Here is a 23,595-nt window from a genome sequence, read left to right on the forward strand (position 1 = left end):
ATCCCGTAACTCCCTATCAGAGGGGTAGAATGACCCCATAACAAGAGAGGCGCGCCGGCGCCTTGCACCATCTGTAACGAAGGAGTTTTATCATGCAGCAGACCCATGCCCTGGTAGGCGATGTGGGGGGGACCAATGCCCGCCTGGCGTTATGTGAACTGGCCAGCGGTGCCATCAGCCACAGCCGAACCTTCTCCGGGGCCGATCATCCCAGCCTCGAGGCGGTGATTCGCCTCTATCTCGAAGAGACCGACCAGGCTGTCAGTCAGGCCTGTATCGCTATCGCCTGTCCTGTCCAGGGGGACTGGGTGGCCATGACCAACCACAGCTGGGAGTTCTCCATCGAGGAGATGCGCCACAATCTGGGGCTTGAGAAGCTATTTGTGATCAACGATTTCACTGCCGTCTCCATGGCGATTCCGGTACTGGCTGAGTCAGACCGCATCCAGATCGGTGGTGGCGAGCCCCAGGCCGGCAAACCTGTCGCCATCTATGGTGCCGGCACCGGTCTCGGTGTGGCTCACCTTATCCAGGCCAATGGTGAGTGGATTAGCCTGCCCGGCGAAGGGGGTCATGTGGATTTCTCTTCCAACTGTGAAGAGGAGGATGCAGTCCTTCAGGTCATGCGCGGTGAACTGGGCCATGTCTCGGCCGAGCGTTTCCTCTCGGGGCCTGGTCTGGTCAACCTCTATCGCGGCCTGGTCAAGTCTGATGGACGTGAGCCCGAGGCGTTGGAGCCCAAGGAGATCACAGAGCGGGCCCTGGCCGATAGTTGTCTCGATTGTCGTCGTACGCTGAGCCTATTCTGCGTTTTGATGGGACGCTTTGGTGGCAATCTGGCCCTCAACATGGGTACCTTCGGCGGCGTCTATATCGCCGGTGGCATAGTGCCGCGTTTTCAGGAGTTTTTCCTGGGGTCTGGATTTCGGGTGGCCTTCGAGGACAAGGGGCGTTTCAAGTCCTACCTGCACCCCATTCCGGTGTTTCTCATTACTCATGAAGGGCCCGGCCTGCTGGGCGCGGGGGCCTATCTGCGCCAGTCGCTGGGGTATCGTCTCTGCTGATTCAGGCAAGGTTCAGTGTCGGTGATCTACTCTATTTCCCGCACCCAAGACAGGTCGAGTCCAAATGGAATTTGGTGACGCCTGTCATCCGCTGGGTTGCGTTGTCACCTGACAAGCCTGAACTGTTTCACCGGCCTTATTGGCCGGTTTTTTTTATGCTCGACGTTAGTCCATAAAAAAAGCCGACACTCAGTGTCGGCTTATTGTTTTTGGTGCTATCAGGCGATGACTGCGTCGGCCTTGGCTGTGGCCGCTTCCGGTGCCGGGTTGCGGATGAGGTAATCAAACGCCCCCAGCGCGGCGGTGGCGCCAGCCCCCATGGAGATGATGATCTGCTTGAATGGCACAGTAGTGGCATCCCCTGCGGCGTAGACGCCGGGCAGGGAGGTGGCGCCCTTGGTGTCGATCTCTATTTCGCCAAAGCGGGTCAGGGCCACCTCACTTCCTTTCAGGAACTCGGTGTTCGGCACCAGACCGATCTGGACGAAGATACCGGCCACTGCCAGATGCTTGATCTCGCCGGTGGTGCGATCTTCGTAATCCATGCCCACCACCTTGCTGCCGTCACCGATCACCTCGGTGGTGCGGGCGCTCATGATGATGTCGATATTGCTCATGGAGCGGGCCTTCTTCTGCAATACCTCGTCGGCACGCAGGGTATCGGCGAACTCCACCACGGTGACATGCTCGACGATGCCGGCCAAGTCGATGGCTGCCTCGATGCCGGAGTTACCGCCACCGATCACCGCAACTCGCTTGCCCTTGAAGAAGGGGCCGTCACAGTGGGGGCAGTAAGCCACACCCTTGGTGCGGTACTCGAGTTCTCCCGGCACGTTCAGATCGCGCCAGCGGGCACCGGTCGCCAGGATCACGGCGCGGCTCTTCAAGGTGGCGCCAGAGGCGAGATCCACGTTGACATAGCCGTCACGGCTGATGGCGGCGGCGCGCTGCTCGGTGATCACTTCCACCCCGTACTGCTTGACGTGCAGCTCCAGGCTGGCGGCCAGCTTGGGGCCCTCGGTGTAGGGCACGGAGATGAAGTTCTCGATGCCGACGGTGTCCATCACCTGGCCACCGAAACGCTCGGCAACGATGGCGGTGCGAATGCCTTTGCGGGCGGCATAGATGGCGGCGGCAGCGCCAGCCGGGCCACCGCCCACCACCAGCACGTCGTAGGGATCTTTCTCATTCAGTTCGGCGGCCTTGCGCTCGGCGGCGCCGGTGTCGAGCTTGGCGACGATCTCTTCCAGTGAAATGCGGCCCTGGCTGAACGGCTGGCCATTCAGGTAGACGTTCGGTACCGCCATGATCTGGCGCTCGTTGACCTCGTCCTGGAACAGGGCGCCGTCGATCATGGTATGAGTGATGCCAGGGTTCAGGGTGGCCATCAGGTTCAGTGCCTGAACCACGTCCGGGCAGTTGTGGCAAGAGAGCGAAATATAGGTCTCGAAGTGGAACTCGCCCTTGAGACTCTTGATCTGCTCCTGCACGGCCGGATCGGCCTTGGAGGGGTGACCGCCGCTTTGCAGCAGGGCGAGCACCAGAGAAGTAAATTCATGACCCATGGGAATGCCGGCAAAGTGAATGCGCGGGGCTTGGCCCTGGGTGGCCACACTCATGGAAGGCTTGCGGGCGGCAGTGCCAGAGGTCTGGGTAATCTTGGGCGACATCCCGCTTATCTCGCTGGCCAGTGCCAGCAGTTCGGCGGATTTGTCACTGTCGTTGCCGGACACGCTGATCTCGATGGGATGGACTATGTACTGCAGATAGGTGTTCAGCTGTTGTTTGAGGTTGGTATCCAGCATGGTCGAATTCCTTCTAGGGATGGCGGGTCGGCGGTATCTGTGGTCCGGAAAAGAGACCGGCCCTGAATCGGGCCGGTCTTTGGAGTGGGGAGGCTTAGATCTTGCCTACCAGATCCAGGGACGGGGCCAGAGTGGCTTCGCCTTCTTTCCATTTGGCCGGGCATACTTCACCCGGGTGAGCGGCAACGTACTGGGCAGCCTTGACCTTGCGCAGCAGCTCCAGGGCGTCACGGCCGATGCCGCCAGCGTTGATCTCTACGATCTGGATGATGCCCTGCGGATCGATGACGAAGGTGCCGCGGTCAGCCAGACCGGCTTCTTCGATCATCACGCCGAAGTTGCGGGTGATGGTGCCGGTGGGGTCGCCGATCATCGGGTACTGGATCTTCTGGATGGTGTCAGAAGTGTCGTGCCAGGCCTTGTGGGTGAAGTGGGTGTCGGTGGAGACGGAGTAGATCTCGACGCCCAGCTTCTGGAATTCGGCGTAGTTGTCAGCGAGGTCGCCCAGCTCGGTCGGGCAGACGAAGGTGAAATCAGCCGGGTAGAAGAAGACAACGGACCACTTGCCTTTCAGGTCGGCATCGGAGACCTGGATGAACTTGCCGTTGTGGTAGGCAGTGGCGTTGAACGGCTTGATTTCGGTGTTGATGTAGGTAGACATTCGTAAGCTCCTTGAGGCGTCTTTCGATTTAAGTTCGGCGTTACTGAGCATCGCTGCTCAACTGGTTGTCACTATAGGGGGCACAAACAATCGATTAAAGTAACAAAAACCTATCGCATAAATCATATTTTTAGATTAACCATCCTCTCTGTACCCCGGATGAACAGGGAACGCCTACCCGTCACTTTTATCAATAGATGCTCAACGCTATGAAATTCATCACATTTTATCGCACACGCTGCGTTCGAGGCGACGCAGGGTATCGACCCCTCCCAGAATGCGGGTCAGGGCGGTCAGCAGGCAGAGGGCACCAAAACCCCAGGCGAGAGGGGCGAATGCGTGGGGCCAGAGACAGAGAAGGATGAAAAAGAGCAGGGTCTCGCTGCCCTCCGTGATCCCCCCCATGTAGTAGAGCGACTTGTGGCGGTAGACAGGGCTTTCGATCCCCCGCTTGCCGGCCATCACGGCGAAGGCGAGAAAACTCGAGCCTGTGCCCATGAAACAGAAGAGCAGAAAGGCTGCCGGCAGGGCGTTGGCGTTGGGGTTTGCCAGGGCAAAGCCCAGTACCACGGCGGCGTAGAAGATGAAGTCGCAGGTGATGTCGAGAAAGCCGCCGCTGTCGGTGATCCCCTGATAACGTGCCAGGGCGCCATCGAGCCCGTCGCCCAACCGGTTGAGAAGAATGGCGGCCAAGGCCAGTGGATAGAGGTTCAAGGCCAGCAGGGGCACGGCCAGCAGGCCGATGGCAAAGGCGGTCAGGGTCACCGTATCGGCCCGGACGCCCCGTCGCGCCAGCGGTGAGGCGAGGGCCGCCAGCGGGCGCCGGGTGAGGGGGGCGAGGTAGCGATCAAGCATGGCTGTTCTCCGGGGCAAGGCGCAGGATCTCCCCCGGGGCGTCCTCGGGGTCGTGGGTCACCAACAGCACGGGGATAGCCGCGCAGCGGGCAAACACCCAGTGACGAAATGCCGCCCGCAGGGGCTGATCGAGGCGGGAGAAGGGCTCATCGAGCAGCAGGGCGCGCGGGCGGGCGAGCAGGGTGCGAAGCAGGCTCACCCGGGCACGCTCGCCGCCGGAGAGCTGGTGGGGAAGGCGCTGGCCGAACGCCCCGAGCCCCGCATCGTCCAGGGCGCGGCCCACGGCATCGAGCCGCGCTAGTGGGTCCCCCGCCGGCACGGCAAAGAGCAGGTTCTGCGCCACCGTCAGGTGAGCAAACAGCAGATCGTCCTGAAACAGGATGCCGATGCCGCGCCGCTCTATGGATTGCTCACGAAGGCGCTCCCCGGCCAGGGTGAAGCACCCCTCCCAGCTTAAGGGGCTATGCCCCTCGAGGCGTGACGGGGCGGCGTTCTGACCCCGCTCGGGCAGGGCGCCCAGCAGGGCGGCGAGCAGGCTGCTCTTGCCGCAGCCACTGGGCCCCATCAGGGTCAGCGGGGCGCCGGGGGCGATGGAAAAGTCGGGCACCCTGAGCAGGGGGCGCTCCCCTTGATAGAGGGTAAAGGATTGCACGCTCAGCATGGGCGACGCTCCAGAGGGTTGATGCGGCCCGGCAGCCAGAGGGCCAGCAGGAAGGCGGCCAGGGGAATAAGCAGTTGCAGCAGGGCATAGAGCCCGGCCAGCCGGCGGTTGAGGCCGCTGCCGATGGCCACCGCCTCCGTGGTCAGGGTCATCACCCGGCCGCCGCCGAGCAGCAGGGTCGGCAGGTATTGGGCCAGGCTGACCGCCACCCCGACCGCCAGGGCGGCCAGCAGGGGGCGGGCGAGCAGGGGCAGCTTGATGCGCCACCAGGCTCGCCAGGGGGAGGCTCCCAGGGCGCGGGCGCACAGGAGCAACCGCTCATCGAAACTATGCCAGGGGCCACGCAGGCACAGATACACATAGGGGAAGACAAACAGCAGCTGGCCCCAGACCACCCAGCCGATCCCCGGGGTTGTGTCCAGATAGGCCAGGGCCTGATCCAAGCCGATCAGCAGGCTCGCCTGAGGCAGCAACAGGGGCAGGCAGAGCAGCCACAATGGCCAGGGGCGACGCTCGCTCTCCAGCACCAGCAGGGCCCAGAGGGCGGCAAGCCACGTCGTGACCAGCGCCAGCGCCAGTGTGGTGCCGAGCAAAGGCAGCGCCGTCGGCAGCGCCTCCTGCCATCCCAGCGAGGAGAGATGGGTGGGAAAGAGATCGGGAAAACGCCAGCGGCGAGTCACCGACCAGAGCAAGAGGGCGAGCAGTATGGCGCCATTCACTGCGAGCAGCAGACCGGTGAGGGCTGCGGGCCAGCGGCGGGCCCGGGCCGGGCGGCGGTGGCCGTCAAGCTGGCGGTGCCTGAGCCCCCGGCAGGCGAGATACTCGAGCCATCGCAACAGGGCGAGCAGCAAGAGCGCCGCGCTGAGCAGCAGCAGGGCACCCTGATGGGCGAGCCGGTGCAAGGAGAGGTCAGCCTCCCGGCTCCAGAGCCAGAGACGCTGGGCCAGCACCGGGGGGGCGTCGGGGCCGAGTAGCAGGGGCAGGTCGACTACCCCGCAGCCATAGGCGGCGATGGCGGCCAGGGGCAGCCGGATCTTCGGCCAGAGGGCGGGCAGCAGCAGGCGCCACCACACTTGAGCCGGGGAAAAGCCCAGACTCTGGCCGAGATGAAGCTGGCGGGTCACCTCGTGGCGGTGCAGGGCGGCGAGGGCCATCAGCAGCAGAAAGGGGAGCTCCTTGAGGGTGAGTGCCAGTGTCAACCCCAGTCCGAGGGGGTCACGCAGGGTCTGCCAGTCTGGCGGAAGGCTCCATCCGAGCAGCTGGGCGGGCAGGCGCAGCAGCCAGCCCGAGGGGGCAACGAGAAAGGCGAGTCCCACCGCGAAGGCCACGTGGGGCAGGGCCAACAGGGGGGAGAGCCACCGCTCGAGGCGGCGCAAAGGGGGGCTCTCCCAGCCATGGGCCAGCAGGGCGAAGGTGAGCAGCAGGGTGAACAGGGTCGACCCCAGGGAGACCCCCAGGGTCAGTAGCAGCGAGGTGGCAAGCCCGGGGGCGGCCAGCAGGGCCGACCAGCCGGCCCCATCCCGCAGGGCAGAAAGCAGGGCCCCCAGACCTGCCAACAGGGGCAGGCCGAGCAGCAGCAGGGTGGTGATGAGGGCCAGGGGGCGCAGGCGCTCACTGGCCATAGCGACGGGCCCACTCCCGCTCGAGATAGAGCTGCCAGCTGGGGTGTGGCTCGGCCTGGGCGGCAAAGCGCAGGGCCGGCAGTGTGCCCTTGGGCAGCGCCTCGGGGCGCAGCACGCCGGGGTCACCCCAGATGGTGGGATCGGCCTTACGGGCCTGAGCCTCCGGGCTGAGCAGGAAGTTGACCACCACTTTGGCCCCCGCGCGTGCGCGGGCGTTGAAGGGGATGGCGAGGAAGTGAGCGTTGGTGAGCGCCCCCTTTTGCATCACCACGGCTTCGACCCCCTCGGGCAGATTGCCGCTTAGCACGCCATAGGCGGCCTCTTGGGGGTTGAAGCTCAGGGCCATGTCCAGCTCGCCGTCATCGAGCAGTTGGCGGCTCTCGGCGGCGCCGGTGGGAAAAAGCTTGCCGGCGCGCCAGAGGCGAGGGTGCAAGGCATCGAGGAAGGCCCACAGGGGGGCGGTCACCCGGGCCGCATCGCTCTGCCCGGTGGAACCGTAGAGGGGGGCCGGGTCGGGGATGAGATCCAGCAGCATCTGCTTTAAGAAGCTCGAGCCGTGAAACTGGGGCGGCTTGGGATAGGTGAAGCGCCCGGGATGGGTTTGGGCCCAGGCGAGCAGGGCCGCGGCATTGGTGGGGGGAGATGGAACGCGCTCTTTGTCGACCATCAGGTTGAGCTGCCCCATGCCCCAGGGGGCCTCCAGCCCCTCAACCGGTACGGTAAAGTCCCGTTCGACCGGCAGTCCCTCGTCGACCAGCGCCATGTTGGGCAGCTCGGCAGTGAAGGGGGCGCCGAGCAAGGCGTTATCTTTCATCGACTTAAAATTTTCCCCGTTGACCCAGAGCAGATCCATGGTGCCTTCGCGCGCCTTGCCCGCCCGCTTCTGGGCCAGCAGAGAGGCGACGCTCGGGGCTATGTCATCGACCTTGACCTGGGTCAGGGTGATATCGAAGCGCTTCTTGATCTCGTCGGCGCTCCAGGCCAGGTAGCGATTGACCTCCGGGCTGCCACCCCAGGCGTGCAGATAGACCTGCTGGCCGCGGGCCTCCTGCAGGGTCTGTTGCCACTGACGCTGTGGATCGGCCCAACTGGGCAGGGTGATCAGGGCCAGCAACAGGGCGGCCATCTCTTTTCTCATCCTTAAGACTCCGAATGGGGGGGAAGGGGGCCGCGGCGCCAGGCGTGCCAGCGTCCGGCCAGGGTGAGCAACAGGCCCGGCTTGCGAGCCTGTCGCCAGAGGCCGGCCACGTACTTGTTACCCTCGCTGCGGGTAGGGTAGGGGTGAACGGTCGCGAGGATCTTGCCAAGGCCGAGCCCGTGCTGCATCGCCAGGGTAAACTCGGCGATGCGCTCTCCCGCCTCGGGCCCTACCAGGGTAACCCCGAGCAGGCGATCGCTGCCCGGTGCGGTGAGTACCTCCACAAACCCCTCCCGCTCGGCGTCGCAGATGGCTCGGTCAAGCTCGGCCAGCTCGAAGCGGGTGCGCTCAAACCCGATGGTGCGCTCACTCGCCTCCGCTGTGGTGAGGCCGACCCGGGCCAGCTGGGGCTCGGTGTAGACCACCTGGGGAATGGCCCGGTAATCGACCCGAAAACGGCGCAGGGAGCCAAAGAGGGCGTTGATGGCGGCATACCACCCCTGATGGGCGGCCACGTGGGTGAGCTGGTAAGGTCCTGCGACATCCCCCACCGCCAGGATGGAGGGGTGAGTGGTGGCGAGGGAGTCATCCACCCGAATGGTGCCCTGGGCGGTGAGCTCTACCCCCAACGCCTCGAGACCGAAACCGGTTACGTTGGCCTGGCGCCCCAGGGCCAGCAGCAGGGTATCACCGGTGATCCTGTGTTCATCCTGTTCCTTTAGAAGGTGCAGGGTAATCGCCTCTCCGTCTTGCGCCACGGCCAGAGTCTGGCAGGCCAGCTTTACATCGACACCACAGCTGCGCAGCGTCTTTTCGATCACCCTTGCCGCATCGGGCTCCTCCCGGGGCAGCAGGCGCTCGGCCTGCTCGATCAGGGTGACCGGAACGCCGAGCAGGGCGAAGGCCTGTGCCAGCTCGCAGCCGATGGGGCCGCCTCCCAGGATCATCAGATGGCGCGGCGGGCGGCGAAGATCCCACAGGGTGTCGGAGGTGAGGTAGTTTACCCCCTCAAGCCCGGGTATGGGGGGCACGCGCGGCCTTGCGCCGGTGGCGATCACCAGATGACGGGCGGTCAGCACGGCCCCGTTCACCTCGACCGACCAGGGCGAGCGCAGGTGTGCCCGCCCCTCGATGCACTCGACCCCCAGCCCCTGGTAGCGCTCGATGGAGTCGTGAGGAGCCACCTCAGTGATCACCCGGGCCACCCGCTCCATCACGGCAGCAAAGTCGGGCTGGCTCTGGCCAGGGCTGAAGCCAAGCTCGGCGGCGCGGCGCTGCTCGGCGGCGAAGCGGGCCGAGCGCAGCAGCGCCTTGGAGGGGACACAGCCGTGGTTGAGGCAATCCCCCCCCATGGCCCTGGCCTCGATAAGCCCGACCCGGGCCCCGGTCACGGCGGCGATGTAGCTGGTGACCAGCCCCCCGGCACCGGCGCCCACCACCAGCAGGTTGTAATCAAAGTGTTTGGGCTTGGGCCAGCGTTGCCGACGGCGTCGCTCGGCCAGCCGAGCGGCGATGAACTTGCCCAGCCAGGGCAGCAGCCCGAGCAGGCAGAGGGTGGTGATCAGGGCGGGCGACAGCACCTCCCCGGTACTGGCCAGGGTGGCGAGCTCGCTGCCCGCCAGCACATAGATGCAGGTCGCCGGCAGCATGCCGAGCTGGCTGACCCAGGCATAGGTGGTCAGGGGCATGCGGGTGAGCCCCATCAAGAGATTGACCATGAAGAAGGGGAAGAGGGGGACCAGGCGCAGGGTCATAAGGTAATAGATGCCATCTCGCTCCAGTCCGCCGTTGATGCGCTCGAGTTGTGGGCCGAAGCGGCGGCTCACTACGCCGCGCAGCAGATAGCGGGCCGAGAGAAAGGCCAGAGAGGCGCCGAGGGTACTGGCCAGGGAGACCAGCAGCAGCCCCCAGCCAATCCCGAGCAGGGCGCTGCCCCCCAGGGTGAGCAGGGTGGCCCCCGGCAGGGAGAGGCCGGTGCTCAGCACATAGAGAAAAAAGAAGCCGAGTGCGGCCAGAAGGAAGTGCCCGTCGACCCAGGCCTGCCACTGAGCCTGGTGGCGCTGCAGACTGGCGAGGTTGAGCCACTGCCCCAGATCGAGGGCGTAGTAACTGCCCACCAGGGCGAGCAGCAGGCAGAGCAGTACCCCGCGTCTCATCGTGGCGCCCCTGAGCCGGGCTGCACCGGCAGCTGGCAAAAGCCCTGGGTTGGCACGTCGAGGGCGGCGTTGAACTTGGCCGACATGTTTTGAAAGGCGATGAGGCCGGTGAGCTCGACCAGGGCGTCGTCGTCAAACCAGGGGCGCAGCCGCGCCACCTGATCGTCGTTGACACCATCGAGGCCAGTCATCGCCTCGGCGTAATCGAGCACGGCCCGCTCGCGTTCGTCAAACAGCGGCGAGTCGCGCCAGCTCGCCAGGGCCTCGACCTTGTCGCTCGAGCCGGCCCGCTCCACCAGGGTCATGGCGTTGATATCGACGCAGAAGCGGCACCAGTTGAGCTGGGAGACCCGTACCGTGACCAGGGAACGCAGCACGGGGTCAATGGGGGAGCGGCGGCGGTTGATCACCCCGTAGAGGGTCGCCACGGCGGCGAAGAGGCGAGGGGAGCGCCCCCAGCATTTGCCGGGGATCAACACCTGGCCATAGTTGCGTTTTTGCAGCCAGAAAAAGGGTTTGATAAACCAGGCATACTCCCGGTCCGGTTTCAGTTCGATGCGCATGAGACTCCCTTAACATCAATGGCGTGTGGTGGTGCCGCCAGGGGCATGGCGGGCGAGCTCCCGGTCGAGATCCTGCATAAAGGCGACGATGCGGGCCCGGTTCGCCCCGAGATCCGATTGCCCGACCCGGGAGGCCGAGCGCATGTCGACCCGGGTCTCCTGTCCCACCCGGATGCGCAGGGCGATGTCGTCCACAAAGCCAAACCAGGGGCTGGTGGCGACGGCCTGTAGCCCTTGTGGGGTGCGCAGGGTCTGCCAGCCGCGCGCCTGCATCAGGGTCTCGGCCACGGCGATAACCTGGCCGGGCAGGGCGGCGGTATAGAGAGGACCCGGATTGTCGGCAAAGGCTTTCAATATCCCCTGATTGACCGGCAGATCGCCCTCACCGCGCAGCTGCTCGGCCCAGAGCAGGGGCGGAGGGGAATAGGGATCGGTGGCCACGTCGTTTTGCAGCGGGTGGCGCAGGGCCTGGGCCATAAACCAGAGCAGGGGGAGCAGGGGAAGGGCGCCGAGCAGGGCGCTCACACGCTGGGGACGCCAGGGGAGTCGCAGCAGCAGAAAGAGGGCGATCAGGGCCGAGGCGCCGCAGCTGATAAACCCGCTCCACCAGGGCCAGAGGCCGAGTCGGGTCAGCAGGGGACCGGCCAACAGCAGGCTCCAGGCGAGCAGGGGCAGGATCAGATGTGATGGCATGATGGCGACCAGAATCGAGTGCAAGCCCTAAAGGATACCGCTAATCCTATGATCCCGTTAAGTTTCTTTATCCGTTTCCTGCTCCCATCTGGCGGCGAGGCGCACCAGATCGTCGACGATGCGATGACACTCGCGGCCACGCGGTGTGATGGAGTAGGTCACCTGGGGCGGTATGGTGGCGACCACCTCCCGCGCCAGCAGAGCGGCGGCCTCCAGCTCTCTCAGGCGCTCGGTCAATATCTTGGTGGAGATGGGGTCGAGGCGGCGCTTGAGCTCGCCAAAGCGCTGGGGCCCCTCTGCCCCCAGCACCCAGATGATGTGCGCCGACCACTTGGCAAAAAGGATCTGGAGCAGGCCGTCGACCGGACAGTGAGCTTGTTCGCTGCGTTCTCTCATTTGGTTACCAAAAGGAATCTACTTTAAAAAAGAAAGTAACTCTGCCACTCTCGCTCCCGCAGGTCAATCCAAGCGGAGAACAGACGAATGAATGCTATCTATTTGCGAGCGTTTGGTGGTGTAGAGCAGCTGGTGGGCGGGCTTCAGCCGCGGCCGGTTGCCGCGCCGGGTGAAGTGCTGGTCGAGGTGGAGGCCTCGGGCATCAACCTGGCTGACACTTATATTCGCCGGGGGGCCTTTCCCATCGAGGAGTCATTGCCCTTCATCCCTGGCATGGAGGGGGTGGGACGGATTCTGGCACTGGGTGAGGGGGTCGGCGGCGTCAGGGTGGGTGAGCGGGTTGTCTTTGCCGCGCCGGGCAGTTACGGCGCCTATGTGACCATCCCCCTGCAAGGGGCCGCGCCCTGGATATCCCTGGCCCCGGCTCCCGAGGGGTTACCGCTGGCCGAGCTTGCGTCCCTTGGCATGGCGGGCCGCACGGCCTGGGGCTTGGTTAACCGGTTCGTGACCGGGGGAGGAAAAGCCCTGGTTTATGCCGGTGCCGGCGGGGTGGGGTCCATCCTCATTCAGCTTCTGCGTCGCCGCGGGATCGAGGTGATGGCCATGGCGGGATCGCCGCACAAGGCGCAGGCGGTAAGAGCGCTCGGAGCCAGGGCGGTCGAGTATCGGCGTCAGCCGCTGGAGGAGGGGGGCTTTGACTATATCTTCAACGGCGTGGGTGGCGCGAGCCTGGCTCGGGATGTGGCACGCCTGGCGCCTCAGGGTCACCTCATCTGGTACGGCTTTGCCGAGGAGGCCGGGGCGCCGGGTCTGATGGAGGCGCTGCAGGCCCACTTTATGGCCGCCCCCTCCCTGCACCTCTTTAACGGTGGCCTGATGAGCACAGCGCAAAATCGCGCCGCCTATGAGGAACTGATCGGCGGGCTCGAGGAGGGGTGGTTAAGGATTCAGATCGGCGCTCTTTACGGCCCGGAGCAGATTGGTGAGGCGCACCGCCATCTGGAGAGCGGCCAGTCACAGGGCAAGTTGGTGCTGATGCGCTCCCGGACGTGATCGGCGCGGGGCCGGGTTAGCGACGGTAGAGGACCTTGATCAGGTGAAAGCCGAACTTGGTGCGCACCGGCCCCAATACCTTGAGCAGCTCTCCTTTGAAGACGGCGTCATCGAAGGCCTTGACCATGTCGCCTTTGAAAAATTCCCCCAGATCGCCGCCCCGCTTGCCCGAGGGGCAGGTGGAGTGGCGTTTGGCCAGCTGGCCGAAGTCGGCGCCCTTGTCGAGCTTCTCCTTGAGTGCCAGGCATTCACGCTCGGTTTTGACCAGGATGTGCAGGGCGCAGGCGGTTTTCATAACGACTCCTTGGGATGGTGGGGCCGCAAGGTTACCGGAAAACCCGTGCCACGTCAGCCTGTCGCTCGGCGCGGGCGCGCGCTTGCCAGATAAGCTCGAGGCCGAGGGCGCCATAAAGGAGCCAGACGGCGAGCGGATCGACCCAGCTCTCCCCCAGCGTCAGCACAACAGAGGCTGCGGCCAGTAACCACAGGGGAGTGATGCCCAGGCGCACCGGAGCCGGCAAGCCGGAGGTCAGGGCCAGTCCCAGCAGCAGGGCGAGCCCTACCGGAAGGTTCAGCGCCACAAAGGAGAGGGCCTGCTCCCCCTGCATGCCGCACAGCAGCGCCAGCAAGGCGCTCATGCTGGCCAAAAAGGTCATGAATTCGAGACGATCACCCAGATAGTCGGCCACTTTTTCGCTCATTTCGCTGCTCCCCCTGTTGTGGATGTGATGAGTCTGGCGGGTTTGGCGGCCCCTTGGCAGCGCAATGAATCGATTGGGGCAAACGAGTGAAACGAAGGTGTGAGTTGGGCAGATCCTCGACAAGTGGCGACAAAGATGGTCTCGATGGCCGCAACATGTTAAAAAATCAGGCAAAAGAGAGGGGAGGACGAGATTCTTGCCGCGCCGGGTGTGCTAGGATACTGGCGCTCAAAAGGGTCTCTAAACAATCGAAACGGTGAGGAGTGGCAGTGGTGCAGCATGACTGGAACCAGGGATGGCGGGGCCAAGGGGCCCTGCTACGAATTATCTGCGCCCTGGCGATGCTCCTGTTGGCCCCGACACTGGCGGCGGCTCAACTTACTTACCGCGTTGAGGGGCTCAAGGGAGAGGCCAAGGATAACGTCGAAGCCTACCTCAATGGCTTGCCCACCTATCAGGAGCGCCAATACCGCGCCGCCCGGGAGAAGATCCGCGAGGTGACACGCCAGGGGTTGCAGGCGGTGGGCTACTACTCCCCCAAGATCCAGCTCTCTCTGGACAAGGAGCGTGCCGGACGGGTGCGCATCGCAGTCAAGCCCGGTGAACCGGTTCTGGTTCGCCATCTGGATATTTTGCTGCGTGGGGCTGCCGCCCACGATGAGGCCTACAGTCGCCTGCTCGACAGCCTGCCCCTCAAGGAGGGGGAGCCCTTTCATCACGGCAAGTACGAGAGCATCAAGGGGAGCCTGGGCAATCTGGGGCTCTCGCGAGGCTATTTCGATGCCCGCATCACCAAGAGCGAGGTGAAGGTGATGCCGGAGCAAAAGGCGGCCGACATCCTCATCGTCTATGACTCCGGCGTTCGCTACCACTATGGCGCCATCTCCTACGAGGCAACCCCGGAGGCGGTCAAGCTGATCCGCCCCCTGATCCGTATCAAGACGGGTGAGCCCTATCTGGCCATCACGTTGGCCGAGATGTCTCAGGATATCTCCTCGACCGGCCTGTTTCGCGAGACCGATATCCGCCCCCGACTGGCCGATGCCAGCAACGGGGTCGTGCCCATGCAGGTAACCCTCTCCCCCCGTGAGAAGCATGAGGTGGAGTTGGGTCTTGGCTATTCCACCGACGAGGGGCCGCGCATGTCGGCCAGCTGGGAGAAGCCCTGGATCAACCGTCATGGCCACAAGCTCAAGAGTGACATCAAGATCTCCCAGCCCAAGGCCGAAGTGAGTCTCGACTATCAGATCCCGGTGGGGAATCCCCTTCAGGACTACTACTCGGTGTTGGGAGGCTTCAAGCACGAGCAGATGAACGATACCCGCTCCGATCTCACCACGGTGGGGGTGCATCGCTGGAAGAAGCGCCCCGATGGGTGGGACCGGGATGTCTATCTGCGCCTGCTCTATGAAGATTACGAGCAGGGTGAGGATGTGGGTAACAGCCTCTTGCTGCTGCCCGGGGTCTCCTGGTCCCGCCTTCGCTTGCGGGGGGGGATCCTGCCCGATTGGGGGGATCGGCAACAGCTGCTGGTGGAGGCATCCGCCACCGAGTGGGGCTCTGATACCAGCTTCCTGCGGGTGTGGGGGCGCTCCAAGTGGTTGCGTACCTTGGGGGATGATCACCGCTTCCTGTTTCGTGCCGAGCAGGGGGCCATCATTGGCGACAGCTTCACCGAGGTGCCCTCATCCCTGCGTTTCTTCACCGGCGGCGATCAGACGGTGCGGGGCTACGGCTATGAAACCATCTCTCCCAAAGACAGCCAGGGCCGTCTGCTGGGGGCCCGTTATGTCTCGGCGGGCAGCATCGAATATAACTACCGCGTGAACGAAAGCTGGCTGGGGGCCCTCTTCGTCGACGCAGGGACGGCCACCAACGACTACTCCGAACCCTGGAAGATTGGCACGGGCGTCGGTGTTCGCTGGGTGACACCTATCGGCATGGTGCGGGTCGATGTGGCGGTCGGTATCTCTGAAGAAGACAAGCCGTGGCGAATCCATTTTGCCCTGGGGCCTGAACTATGAACTGGATAAAACAGGGGCTGCTCTGGCTGCTGGCCCTGCTCTTTTTGCTGCTGGTCGCCGTCTCGCTGCTCGGCTTTACCCATGCGGGTAACCTCTGGTTGTGGCAGCAGGCCAGGGCTCAGTTGCCCCAGCTCAAGGGAGAGCTGGTCGCCGGCCAGCTTGGCTATGGCTGGACCCTGGAAGGGGTGGGCTGGCAGGATGAGCTGGTGGATGTCGCCATCGGACGGGTCCAGCTGGAGTGGGATCTGGGCCAGTTGCTCAAGGGGCGACTCTGGGTCAAGCGCCTCGAGGTGGACTCCCCCGTGGTGCGGGTGGCCCAGAGCCAGACTGCACCGGAGCCACAAAACGATGAGCCCTTCATCTGGCATCCACTGCCCCTTCGCGTCGAGGTCGACACCTTGCGGATCAAGGGCCTGGATCTCGCCCTTCCCGGCCTGACCCTGGCCCTCAAGGAGGGCGAGATCGGCGCCCGTCTCACCCGCCATGGGCTCACCGTTCAGGGGCCCAGGGTAGATGGACTCACCGTCGCCCTTTCTCCCACTGCATCGGCCCCTGAGGCGGCGCCGGCAGGAGGGACGCCCTCTAGCGGTGGTGCCGAGGCGCTGACCCTGCCCGCCGTGCACCTCCCGTTTCCCCTGCTGATCGACAATCTGGCGCTGACTCACTTCATCTATCGGGATGGTGAGAGGGAGGAGCGAGTCGGGCGTGCCGCCCTCAAGGTGAGTGCCGTCGATGATCTGGTTCAGATAGAGCGGCTTACCCTGGAGCACGACATGGCCAGCCTCTCTGTGGCGGGCAAGGTCACTCTCAGTGACGACTATCCCCTCAGCCTGACTCTCGACGGCACCCTGGGCAAGGGGCTACTCGAGGAGCTGGCCGGTGAGAAGCTGCGTCTGGTCGCCAGCGGCTCTGTGGCCACACTGGCCCTCTCCCTGGAAGCCAAGGGCAAGATCAACGCCACTTTGAAGGGTAACCTCTCCCCTCTGGAGCCCAGGCTTCCCTTTGACGCCAGGCTCAACTGGTCTCCCCTGCGCTGGCCGCTCAACAAGCCGGCCGAGGGGGAGGCGGTCTATCGCCTCAAGCAGGGGTCGCTCACGGCCAAGGGAAATCTGGAGGGTTATCGTTTTGCCCTCGACACGGCTGGTGACGGGAGTGACCTGCCCCCCTTCACCCTCAAGCTGGCAGGAGAGGGTGATCTCAACCGCCTCAAGCAGTTGGCGCTGGATCTGGCCGCCTTGAACGGCACTCTCAAGGTGGATGGCCAGCTTGCCTGGGACAAGGGGCTTGAGTGGCAGGGCAAGGCGCACTTCAATGGCCTCGATCCCCATGCCCTGGTTCCCGAGATCAAGGGGGAGCTGACGGGGGCGATCGAGAGCCGTTTCCGGCTCGATGACAAGGGGTGGCGGCTTGCGCTGCCCTCTCTCGCGGTGCGGGGACGCCTCAATCAATATCCTCTCTCCCTGGAGGGAAGGCTCGAAGGCAATGACAGACTGGAGTGGCAGATCCCCGCCCTGCAACTGACCACGGGGCCCAACACGCTCAAGGTCTCCGGTGCCTTGACGCCGGGCCGCTGGGCCCTCGATACCACGATTGTCGCCCCCGAGTTGGCAGGCCTCTATCCCGGTCTCAAGGGCAATCTCACCGGCAGTGTCCGGGTCGCAGGCGATCAGGCCAGACCTGTGCTCGCCATCGCGCTCGGCAGTGATCGCCTCTACTACGCCGGGCTCGACATGCGCGCCTTAAGCCTGGGGGGAGACCTGACTCTGGGTTCGGCACCCGCCGGCAAGTTGTCCGCAGCCATCGCCAGTGTCAGGCAAGAGGGGCTTAGGCTTCGCAAGGTCACGGCCGAGCTGGAAGGGGACTTGAACCGCCACTCCCTGACCCTGGCCATGGCTGGCAAGCCGCTCTCGACCCGACTCGCCCTCTCCGGCTCACTGCAGCAGTCGCTCTGGCGCGGGCGTCTGGACAAGTGGGAGCTCGATACCCCCCTCGACGGGTGGCAGTTACGTCATCCCTGGAGCCTGTCCCTGGACACCCGCCAGATGCGTGCCGAGACGGATGAGCTCTGCCTCGATTCGGGCAAGGCCTCTGTCTGTCTGGATAAGGGACGCTTCTCGGCCCCGGAGGGGAGTCTGGACTTTGCCTTAAGTGATTTTGATCTCACCCGGCTTCGTCCCTGGTTGCCCGATAACTTCCAGTGGCAGGCGCTCCTCTCGGCCGAGGGGCGCGCCGGGTGGAAGGGGAGTCGTCCCGAGGTGCGCGCCACGGTACGCACCACCCCGGGGACCCTGGTGAGCGATCGACTCAAGACCCCCTATCAGAGTCTGGTGCTGGGAGTCGAGATGGATGCCCGCCAGGCCAGCCTGGCCTTTAACTTTGCCTCCCGTCAGCTCGGCTCGCTGGAGAGCCGGCTAAGGGTCGATGAGCCCATGGGGCGGGGCCTGCTCTCGGGGAGTGTGACCCTGGGGGAGCTCCATCCCGATGCCTTTGCCCCGCTGCTGCCCGAGGTCCGTGAGCTCAAGGGCGCGCTGGCAGGCCAGGTACGCCTGGAGGGAACGCTGGCCAGGCCACTCCTTTACGGGGAGTTACGCCTGCGTGACGGTGAGGTGCAAACCCACGCCGACATGGTGACCCTCAGCGGCCTGGACACCCGCCTGCGAGTCAACGGGGAGCGGGCCGAGATCGATGGCAAGGTGTTGGTGGGGAAGGGCCCCCTGACCCTGGGCGGCTTTGTGGAGTGGGCCCAACCGCCGCTGCGTGGCTCCCTCACCATCAAGGGAGAGGGGCTGGAGGCGCAATACCCGGGCATGGGCAAGGTCAGGGTCACGCCGGATCTGGCGATCTCGTTGGGTGAGAAGACGGAGATCACCGGCTCTGTGGAGATCCCCTGGGCCCGCATCCTGGTCAAGAGTCTGCCCGAGAGCGCAGTGGGGCTCTCCTCGGATGTGCAGGTGGTGATGGATGACAGGGCACCTTTGCCGCCACCTGCCCCATTGCCGCTCCAGATGCGGGTTCAGGTCGGCATTGGCCCCGATGTCAGGCTCGATGCCATGGGGCTGCGAACCCAGCTGGCGGGACACTTGCGTCTGAATCAGGATGAGGGCAAGCCTCTCTCGGCACGGGGTGAGATCCAGCTCAATGACGGGCGCTTCAAGGCATATGGGCAGAACCTGCTCATTCAGGAGGGGAAGATCCGCTTCTCCGGTCCGCTGGACCAGCCCTATCTCAATATCAATGCCATCCGCAATCCCGAGACGGTGGAGGACAATGTCACGGTCGGGGTCAAGGTGACGGGGCCGGCGACCAAGCCCAAGATCAGCGTCTACTCGGATCCTGCCATGTCGGAGTCCGAGCGTCTCTCCTACCTGCTGCGCGGCAAGGGGTTGCAGACCGGGGGCCAGGATGGGGGCTTCAATGGCCTGTTGGTGGCCGGTGCCGTGAGTCAGGCGGGTGGCGTGGTCTCCGACATCGGGGAGACGCTGGGGCTCAGCGATGTGAGCCTGGATACGGCGGGCAGTGGCGATGAGACCCAGGTGACGCTTTCCGCCTATCTGCTGCCGGGCCTGCAACTGCAGTATGGGGTGGGGGTGTTTAGCCCCATTGCCGAGTTCAAGCTCCGCTACGAGTTGATGCCGCGCCTCTACCTGCAGGCCTTGACCGGCATTGCCCAGGCGGTGGATATCTTTTATCGCTTCGAGTTCTGACGGGAAGGGGAGCTCAGGCTCCCCTCTCTGTGGACGGCAGCGAACACCGGATAGCAAAAAGCCCGACACGAGGTCGGGCTTTTCTGAAGATGGTGGAGGGAGAAGGATTCGAACCTTCGAAGGCAGAGCCGTCAGATTTACAGTCTGATCCCTTTGGCCGCTCGGGAACCCCTCCAAAACGAGGCGCATAGTAGCCACTTCTCTTGGGCTTGTGAAGTCTTTTTTGAAAAAAGCCCTTAAATTCATCCAGATGGTGCCGATAGCAGGAGAGGTTATCCGTCTGGAGTTCCCATGTCCCCCTCCGTACATCCCCTGATCGATGAGCGCCTGCTGGGCTCTCGGCTTAATGTGGATCTCCAGCATGGAGACAGGGCCGACTTTCGTCTCTGGCTCTCCTTGCTCGACGAGCGGGTGGATGAGCTTCCCTGGTTGCAGCGCCCCGTGGCAGCGCAGGGGGAGGCACGTGCACTGCGGGAGCAGTTTGCACTGCCGCCCGAGCAACCCCTGGTGACAGAGGGGGGGGGCGATCTCAGCGCATGGGGGGCGGCTTTGCAGCAGGGGGGAACCATGAGTGATATTCGCCTGGCGCTGGCATTACACCCCCAACCACTGCAGCTGCAACGCCATCCGATTGAGCCCGAGGTGTATCAGAACCTCTCCCCCCGGGCGCGCCGGGCGGTGGACCATGAGAGCAGTGAGCTGGCTCCGCTGCAGGCCAAACCGCCGCTGCTACTCTCCATCCTGGATACCCTGCATGAGGGTGAGGTGGCGCTCTTTCCGGCGGCGGCTTGAAAAACAAAGAGGCGGGTTTCCCCGCCTCGTCTCTGATGAGGCTGAATCACGCATCGACAACGTCGGTGCGGCACTGCTCCTTGCCGGAGCGTGCGCCACGATGGGCATTGGGTTTTTCGGTGTGGCGGTTGATTTGACGCTCCAGTTTCTGGCCCAGATCGGTGATGGCGGCATAGAGATCCAGATGCTCTGCCTGAGCAAACAGGGTGCCGCTGGGAATGCTGGCCGTGGCTTCGATGACAAAGGTTTGACCCTCCTTGCCCACTACCACATGGGGCTTGATCAGAGGCACTTGCAGACGCTCGAGCTTGTCGAAGCGAGATTCGATACGCTCGCGGATTGCCGGGGTGATATCCATGACTTTGCTGATGATTTCTACTTTCATATAACCCCCCTTCGGGTCGTCTTGCTTGTCTCTTCATCTTCAGATTACCCAATGAGATCTATAAAAATGTGACATGAATCACATTTTTTCCGCTTGCTGCCCCGTGCTGCCAACAAATGTGATCGTCCTTGATTCTCTTGGAAAAAGGGCTTGAGCTTGCCGGATCGTGCAGGCACTATGTCGATTATCGAGTCGTATCTGTCCCTTCCTTGGCAGCACCTGTTTTCGGCCCCGTTTCGGGCCATCTCCTACCGGTCTAGCTTTTGTGTCCTCCTGAGGCATTCAGGGACAGATACCCTGTTTCGCGATGGGATGTGCCCATGCGCAGTCGATTTGTTTCGGGGTTTTCGATGAGTGCGCAGAGTGCACAACTAATGTGGTTTTTTGATGGCCGCGAGGAGGAGGGGGTCTGGTCACCACGCCGTGTGGCGGAGCGATTGGCTCACCGTGGCTGCTTGCCCGAGCCGGCCCTGCTCGCCCGTCTGGGGCATAAGGTCTGTCGTCACGGGGCCTCTGAACAGTGGCGAGGGAACCTGGGTGACGGAGTCAGCGCCTCCTTAAACCTCTCGCCGGTTTCCCATGGGGCTGGATGCGTCGGGTTGCTGACCCTGGATGGTCTGGCCGCAGAGCATCTCTTTGCCTCGCCGTTTCAGGCGCTGGTCGAACTGGCCTGCGATCTGACCGCACGGCCCGAGGCCCTCTCCTCTTTCTATCACCACTTCACTCTCTGGTTGCAGGCCTCCCTCGGGGTGGTGTGCTGCTCGGTCTGGATGGGGGAGGAGCAGGATCACTCTCTTGGGTGTCACTATGACAGCCGGGGCCTTCTGGCGGGGCAACGGCTCTCCAGTCATACCTTGGAGGCGCTGTTTTCGGTGACTCGGCTGACCGGTCCCCTGGTGCTGGAGCAGGCGAACCGGCATCCATTGGCCCAGCCTCTGGCCCCGTTATTGACCGGGAAGAGCCTGCTGGTCATCCCCATCTGGCTCGATGGCGAGCCACAGGGAATGGTGCTGTGTCAGTGGTCATCGCCCGACTCGCCGCTCGTTCTGGAGCAGCTGGCTCTGCTGCGTGGGGCCATGTTGTTGATGAGCCGGGCCGTCGAGCAGATGCGCATCTCCCGCCAGGCCGAGGAGTGGCGGCGTCGCAGCGATCTGCTGGAGCGTTTCTCATTGGCGCTCTCGGCCAAGACCGGAATGGCCTTTATCGACACCCTGGTGGAGCGCCTGTTCGAGGTCAAGGGGGTTGAAGGGGCCTGGCTTGCCGAGCGTCATGGTCATGAGCAGTTGCGCATCCTCTCGGCCGTGGGAGAACACCCCGGGCCCGAATACCCGCTGATGGGCAGCCTCTGTGAGGGGGTCTATGGGGGCCTCTCCCTCCATCAGCGCATGCTCGGCGATGCGGAACGTTATTACTACGGGATGCCGCTGCAGGATGGTCATGGAGTGGTGGTCGGTCACCTGGCCCTCACTTGCCTCCATGCGGAGTTGGTGGCCGATCTGGACTCCCTGCTCAAGATCCTCTCCAGCCGTATTGGCGCCGAGATGGAACGTCTGCAGGTCGAGGCGCAGCTTCGCCTCTCTGCCGTTGCGTTTGAGACCCACGAGGGGATCGTCATCACGGATCCTGACTTTACCATCTTGCGGGTCAACAAGGCCTTCAGCCAGCTTACCGGTTACGAGAGTGATGAGGTGCTGGGGTTGACCCTGGGAGAGGGGATCTGGTGTGGCGGTCTCGGGTATGAGCTGGACCATCTGGACCGTTGGCAGGGAGAGATCCAGCGCCAGCGACGTGATGGCAGCGTCACTCATCACTGGGAAATCGTCACCCCGGTTAAAGATGAGCGGGATCACCTCACTCACTTCGTGATCTGCTTCGAAGATATCTCTGATCGCAAGGCTGCCCAGCGGCAGATCCAGGATCTCGCCTATTACGATGAACTCACCGGATTACCCAACCGGCGGCAGCTGCAGGAGACCTTGACCAGTGCCTTTGCCGAGGCGCAGCGCAGCGACATCATCGGTGCCTTGCTCTTTATCGACCTCGATCACTTCAAGACCATCAATGACTCCCTGGGGCATGCCACCGGTGACTGGTTGCTGCGCGAAGTCGCTGAGCGGCTCAAGCGGCTGACCCGCCAGGGTGATTTTCTCGCCCGTTTGGGAGGGGACGAGTTTGTGTTGCTCTTGCCCCGCCTCTCGGCCAGTCCTCCCCAGGCCGAGATGCAGGCCGATCTGGTGGGCGAGCGCCTGATTGCCGAGCTCTCGGCGCCCTATCCATTCGCCGGACAATCCCTGCATATCGGTGCGAGCGTCGGGGTGACCCTCTTCCCGGGCCGGGATCAGGGGGTGGAGGATCTGCTCAAGCAGGCCGACACTGCCATGTATCAGGCCAAATCTGCCGGGCGACGGACCCTGCGTTTCTTCGATGCCTCCATGCAGTGGCAGGCCGACCGCCGTTTGCTGATCAACAACGAGCTGCGCAGTGCCCTCGAGAACAACGAGTTGCTGCTTCACTATCAGCCCCAGCACATGGTGCAAGGAGGCGAGATCATCGGCGTCGAGGCGCTGCTGCGCTGGCATCCCCCGGGGCGCAACATGATCTCCCCGGCGGAGTTTGTTCCCATCGCCGAGGAGACGGATCTCATCGTCGACATAGGTAACTGGGTGCTGCTCGAGGCATGCCACCAATTTGTGGCCTGGGAGGAGGCGGGAATCCATCTACCCCAGGTCTCGGTGAACGTCAGTGCCAAGCAGTTTCATGCCCCCGACTTCGTCGATCGGGTACACGAGGTACTCGCCATGACCGGCATGGATCCGGCGCGCCTCAACCTGGAGATCACCGAGTCGGTGGTGCTGGGACATGCGGAAGATACCATCAACAAGATGGGCGAGCTCAAAGGGCTCGGGATCAGCTTTGCCATCGATGACTTCGGGGCGGGTTACTCCTCCCTGAGCTATCTCAAGCGACTGCCTGCGGACGAGCTCAAGATCGATCGCAGCTTCATTCAGGACATTCCCCGTGATGCCGACAACATGGCCATCGTCGAGGCGGTGCTCGCCATGGCCAAGCACATGGGGTTCAACGTCACGGCAGAAGGCGTGGAGTCTCGCCAGCAGCTGGAGTTTTTGCAGGCCCAGGGATGCTGTTTCTATCAGGGCTATCTCGCCTCCAAACCCTTGCCGGCCGAGAACCTGGCGCGTTACGTACAGCGCCAGCGACGCAATCCCGCCATGGAGTATCAGGTGTCAGGCTGACACGTAAAATTGTTCATTATCCATTAGGGTCTTGGGTAAAATAATCCCAAGACCCTTTTTCATGGCGG

At 63.7% G+C, this 23,595-nt stretch carries 19 protein-coding genes and 1 tRNA gene; 6 read left to right on the forward strand and 14 right to left on the reverse strand.

Annotation, left to right across the window (positions count from 1 at the left end):
- The first annotated feature begins 92 nt into the window (after positions 1-92).
- A complete protein-coding gene (glk, locus tag BN1133_RS08530) occupies positions 93-1,064 on the forward strand; it encodes a glucokinase (RefSeq protein ID WP_050666113.1) in 972 nt (323 codons plus the stop codon).
- A gap of 218 nt (positions 1,065-1,282) precedes the next feature.
- Here glk and ahpF read toward each other — a convergent pair whose 3' ends face one another.
- The 10 genes from ahpF to BN1133_RS08580 all read right to left on the reverse strand — a co-directional run bounded on the left by ahpF (position 1,283) and on the right by BN1133_RS08580 (position 11,614).
- Positions 1,283-2,869: an alkyl hydroperoxide reductase subunit F gene (ahpF, locus tag BN1133_RS08535; protein ID WP_050666114.1), complete on the reverse strand. Its 1,587-nt coding sequence runs from the start codon at positions 2,867-2,869 to the stop codon at positions 1,283-1,285.
- Positions 2,870-2,963: 94 nt separating this feature from the next.
- Complete coding sequence (gene ahpC, locus BN1133_RS08540) at positions 2,964-3,530, reverse strand: alkyl hydroperoxide reductase subunit C (protein WP_050666115.1); 567 nt, start codon at positions 3,528-3,530, stop codon at positions 2,964-2,966.
- Between the two features lie 219 nt (positions 3,531-3,749).
- Positions 3,750-4,385, reverse strand: a complete 636-nt coding sequence (locus tag BN1133_RS08545) for a CDP-alcohol phosphatidyltransferase family protein (RefSeq protein WP_050666116.1) — start codon at positions 4,383-4,385, stop codon at positions 3,750-3,752.
- The gene (locus BN1133_RS08550; protein WP_050666117.1) at positions 4,378-5,046 is read right to left on the reverse strand and encodes an ATP-binding cassette domain-containing protein; all 669 of its coding nucleotides are present in this window, start codon (positions 5,044-5,046) and stop codon (positions 4,378-4,380) included. The genes BN1133_RS08545 and BN1133_RS08550 overlap by 8 nt, the downstream gene beginning before the upstream one ends.
- Positions 5,040-6,668, reverse strand: a complete 1,629-nt coding sequence (locus tag BN1133_RS08555) for an ABC transporter permease (protein WP_050666118.1) — start codon at positions 6,666-6,668, stop codon at positions 5,040-5,042. Before BN1133_RS08555 ends, BN1133_RS08550 begins: the two co-directional genes overlap by 7 nt.
- Positions 6,658-7,794, reverse strand: a complete 1,137-nt coding sequence (locus tag BN1133_RS08560; protein WP_231686252.1) for an ABC transporter substrate-binding protein — start codon at positions 7,792-7,794, stop codon at positions 6,658-6,660. The genes BN1133_RS08555 and BN1133_RS08560 overlap by 11 nt, the downstream gene beginning before the upstream one ends.
- Positions 7,795-7,808: 14 nt before the next feature.
- The gene (locus tag BN1133_RS08565) at positions 7,809-9,962 is read right to left on the reverse strand and encodes an FAD-dependent oxidoreductase (RefSeq protein ID WP_050666120.1); all 2,154 of its coding nucleotides are present in this window, start codon (positions 9,960-9,962) and stop codon (positions 7,809-7,811) included.
- Positions 9,959-10,525 carry a carboxymuconolactone decarboxylase family protein gene (locus tag BN1133_RS08570; protein ID WP_050666121.1) on the reverse strand — a complete coding sequence of 189 codons (567 nt, stop codon included), beginning with the start codon at positions 10,523-10,525 and terminating at the stop codon, positions 9,959-9,961. Before BN1133_RS08570 ends, BN1133_RS08565 begins: the two co-directional genes overlap by 4 nt.
- A 15-nt stretch (positions 10,526-10,540) precedes the next feature.
- Positions 10,541-11,218, reverse strand: coding sequence for a DUF1499 domain-containing protein (locus BN1133_RS08575; RefSeq protein WP_050666167.1), 678 nt, complete (start codon positions 11,216-11,218; stop codon positions 10,541-10,543).
- A gap of 57 nt (positions 11,219-11,275) precedes the next feature.
- On the reverse strand, positions 11,276-11,614 hold the full coding sequence (locus tag BN1133_RS08580) for a winged helix-turn-helix transcriptional regulator (RefSeq protein ID WP_050666122.1): 339 nt from the start codon (positions 11,612-11,614) through the stop codon (positions 11,276-11,278).
- 87 nt (positions 11,615-11,701) lie between these two features.
- Between BN1133_RS08580 and BN1133_RS08585 the strand changes: the two genes are divergently transcribed.
- Complete coding sequence (locus BN1133_RS08585; protein ID WP_050666123.1) at positions 11,702-12,667, forward strand: quinone oxidoreductase family protein; 966 nt, start codon at positions 11,702-11,704, stop codon at positions 12,665-12,667.
- Positions 12,668-12,683: 16 nt separating this feature from the next.
- Here the strand turns inward: BN1133_RS08585 and BN1133_RS08590 are convergent, their stop codons facing one another.
- Together BN1133_RS08590 and BN1133_RS08595 are read right to left on the reverse strand one after the other, a co-directional pair.
- Positions 12,684-12,962, reverse strand: coding sequence for a peptidylprolyl isomerase (locus BN1133_RS08590; RefSeq protein ID WP_050666124.1), 279 nt, complete (start codon positions 12,960-12,962; stop codon positions 12,684-12,686).
- Between the two features lie 31 nt (positions 12,963-12,993).
- A complete protein-coding gene (locus BN1133_RS08595; RefSeq protein ID WP_050666125.1) occupies positions 12,994-13,368 on the reverse strand; it encodes a hypothetical protein in 375 nt (124 codons plus the stop codon).
- 314 nt (positions 13,369-13,682) lie between these two features.
- Here BN1133_RS08595 and tamA point away from each other — a divergent pair, with 314 nt between their 5' ends.
- The gene (gene tamA / locus BN1133_RS08600; RefSeq protein ID WP_449500900.1) at positions 13,683-15,392 is read left to right on the forward strand and encodes an autotransporter assembly complex protein TamA; all 1,710 of its coding nucleotides are present in this window, start codon (positions 13,683-13,685) and stop codon (positions 15,390-15,392) included.
- Positions 15,389-19,096 carry an autotransporter assembly complex protein TamB gene (tamB, locus tag BN1133_RS08605; RefSeq protein WP_050666126.1) on the forward strand — a complete coding sequence of 1,236 codons (3,708 nt, stop codon included), beginning with the start codon at positions 15,389-15,391 and terminating at the stop codon, positions 19,094-19,096. The genes tamA and tamB overlap by 4 nt, the downstream gene beginning before the upstream one ends.
- A 90-nt stretch (positions 19,097-19,186) precedes the next feature.
- Here tamB and BN1133_RS08610 read toward each other — a convergent pair.
- Positions 19,187-19,271: transfer RNA gene (locus BN1133_RS08610), tRNA-Tyr, on the reverse strand.
- Between the two features lie 116 nt (positions 19,272-19,387).
- Between BN1133_RS08610 and BN1133_RS08615 the strand changes: the two genes are divergently transcribed.
- Positions 19,388-19,888 (forward strand): VC2046/SO_2500 family protein, encoded by a 501-nt coding sequence (locus BN1133_RS08615; protein ID WP_050666127.1) that lies wholly within the window; start codon positions 19,388-19,390, stop codon positions 19,886-19,888.
- 46 nt (positions 19,889-19,934) lie between these two features.
- On the opposite strand, the gene hpf is transcribed toward BN1133_RS08615, so the two are convergent.
- Positions 19,935-20,273 carry a ribosome hibernation-promoting factor, HPF/YfiA family gene (hpf, locus tag BN1133_RS08620; protein ID WP_050666128.1) on the reverse strand — a complete coding sequence of 113 codons (339 nt, stop codon included), beginning with the start codon at positions 20,271-20,273 and terminating at the stop codon, positions 19,935-19,937.
- Positions 20,274-20,647: 374 nt separating this feature from the next.
- On the opposite strand from hpf, the gene BN1133_RS08625 reads away from it, so the two are divergent.
- Positions 20,648-23,527: a putative bifunctional diguanylate cyclase/phosphodiesterase gene (locus BN1133_RS08625; protein WP_050666129.1), complete on the forward strand. Its 2,880-nt coding sequence runs from the start codon at positions 20,648-20,650 to the stop codon at positions 23,525-23,527.
- Positions 23,528-23,595 lie beyond the last annotated feature (68 nt).

Origin of the sequence: Aeromonas schubertii (genome assembly GCF_000820105.1) — a bacterium.
GTDB lineage: Bacteria > Pseudomonadota > Gammaproteobacteria > Enterobacterales > Aeromonadaceae > Aeromonas > Aeromonas schubertii.

Coding starts and splice junctions, on each gene's coding strand:
- glk (WP_050666113.1), top strand. CDS start 93: ATGCAGCAGACCCATGCCCTGGTAGGCGATGTGGGGGGGACCAATGCC.
- BN1133_RS08550 (WP_050666117.1), bottom strand. CDS start 5,046: ATGCTGAGCGTGCAATCCTTTACCCTCTATCAAGGGGAGCGCCCCCTG.
- ahpF (WP_050666114.1), bottom strand. CDS start 2,869: ATGCTGGATACCAACCTCAAACAACAGCTGAACACCTATCTGCAGTAC.
- hpf (WP_050666128.1), bottom strand. CDS start 20,273: ATGAAAGTAGAAATCATCAGCAAAGTCATGGATATCACCCCGGCAATC.
- BN1133_RS08575 (WP_050666167.1), bottom strand. CDS start 11,218: ATGCCATCACATCTGATCCTGCCCCTGCTCGCCTGGAGCCTGCTGTTG.
- BN1133_RS08570 (WP_050666121.1), bottom strand. CDS start 10,525: ATGCGCATCGAACTGAAACCGGACCGGGAGTATGCCTGGTTTATCAAA.
- tamB (WP_050666126.1), top strand. CDS start 15,389: ATGAACTGGATAAAACAGGGGCTGCTCTGGCTGCTGGCCCTGCTCTTT.
- BN1133_RS08545 (WP_050666116.1), bottom strand. CDS start 4,385: ATGCTTGATCGCTACCTCGCCCCCCTCACCCGGCGCCCGCTGGCGGCC.
- BN1133_RS08595 (WP_050666125.1), bottom strand. CDS start 13,368: ATGAGCGAAAAAGTGGCCGACTATCTGGGTGATCGTCTCGAATTCATG.
- BN1133_RS08565 (WP_050666120.1), bottom strand. CDS start 9,962: ATGAGACGCGGGGTACTGCTCTGCCTGCTGCTCGCCCTGGTGGGCAGT.
- BN1133_RS08560 (WP_231686252.1), bottom strand. CDS start 7,794: ATGGCCGCCCTGTTGCTGGCCCTGATCACCCTGCCCAGTTGGGCCGAT.
- ahpC (WP_050666115.1), bottom strand. CDS start 3,530: ATGTCTACCTACATCAACACCGAAATCAAGCCGTTCAACGCCACTGCC.
- BN1133_RS08555 (WP_050666118.1), bottom strand. CDS start 6,668: ATGGCCAGTGAGCGCCTGCGCCCCCTGGCCCTCATCACCACCCTGCTG.
- BN1133_RS08615 (WP_050666127.1), top strand. CDS start 19,388: ATGTCCCCCTCCGTACATCCCCTGATCGATGAGCGCCTGCTGGGCTCT.
- BN1133_RS08625 (WP_050666129.1), top strand. CDS start 20,648: ATGTGGTTTTTTGATGGCCGCGAGGAGGAGGGGGTCTGGTCACCACGC.
- BN1133_RS08585 (WP_050666123.1), top strand. CDS start 11,702: ATGAATGCTATCTATTTGCGAGCGTTTGGTGGTGTAGAGCAGCTGGTG.
- BN1133_RS08590 (WP_050666124.1), bottom strand. CDS start 12,962: ATGAAAACCGCCTGCGCCCTGCACATCCTGGTCAAAACCGAGCGTGAA.
- BN1133_RS08580 (WP_050666122.1), bottom strand. CDS start 11,614: ATGAGAGAACGCAGCGAACAAGCTCACTGTCCGGTCGACGGCCTGCTC.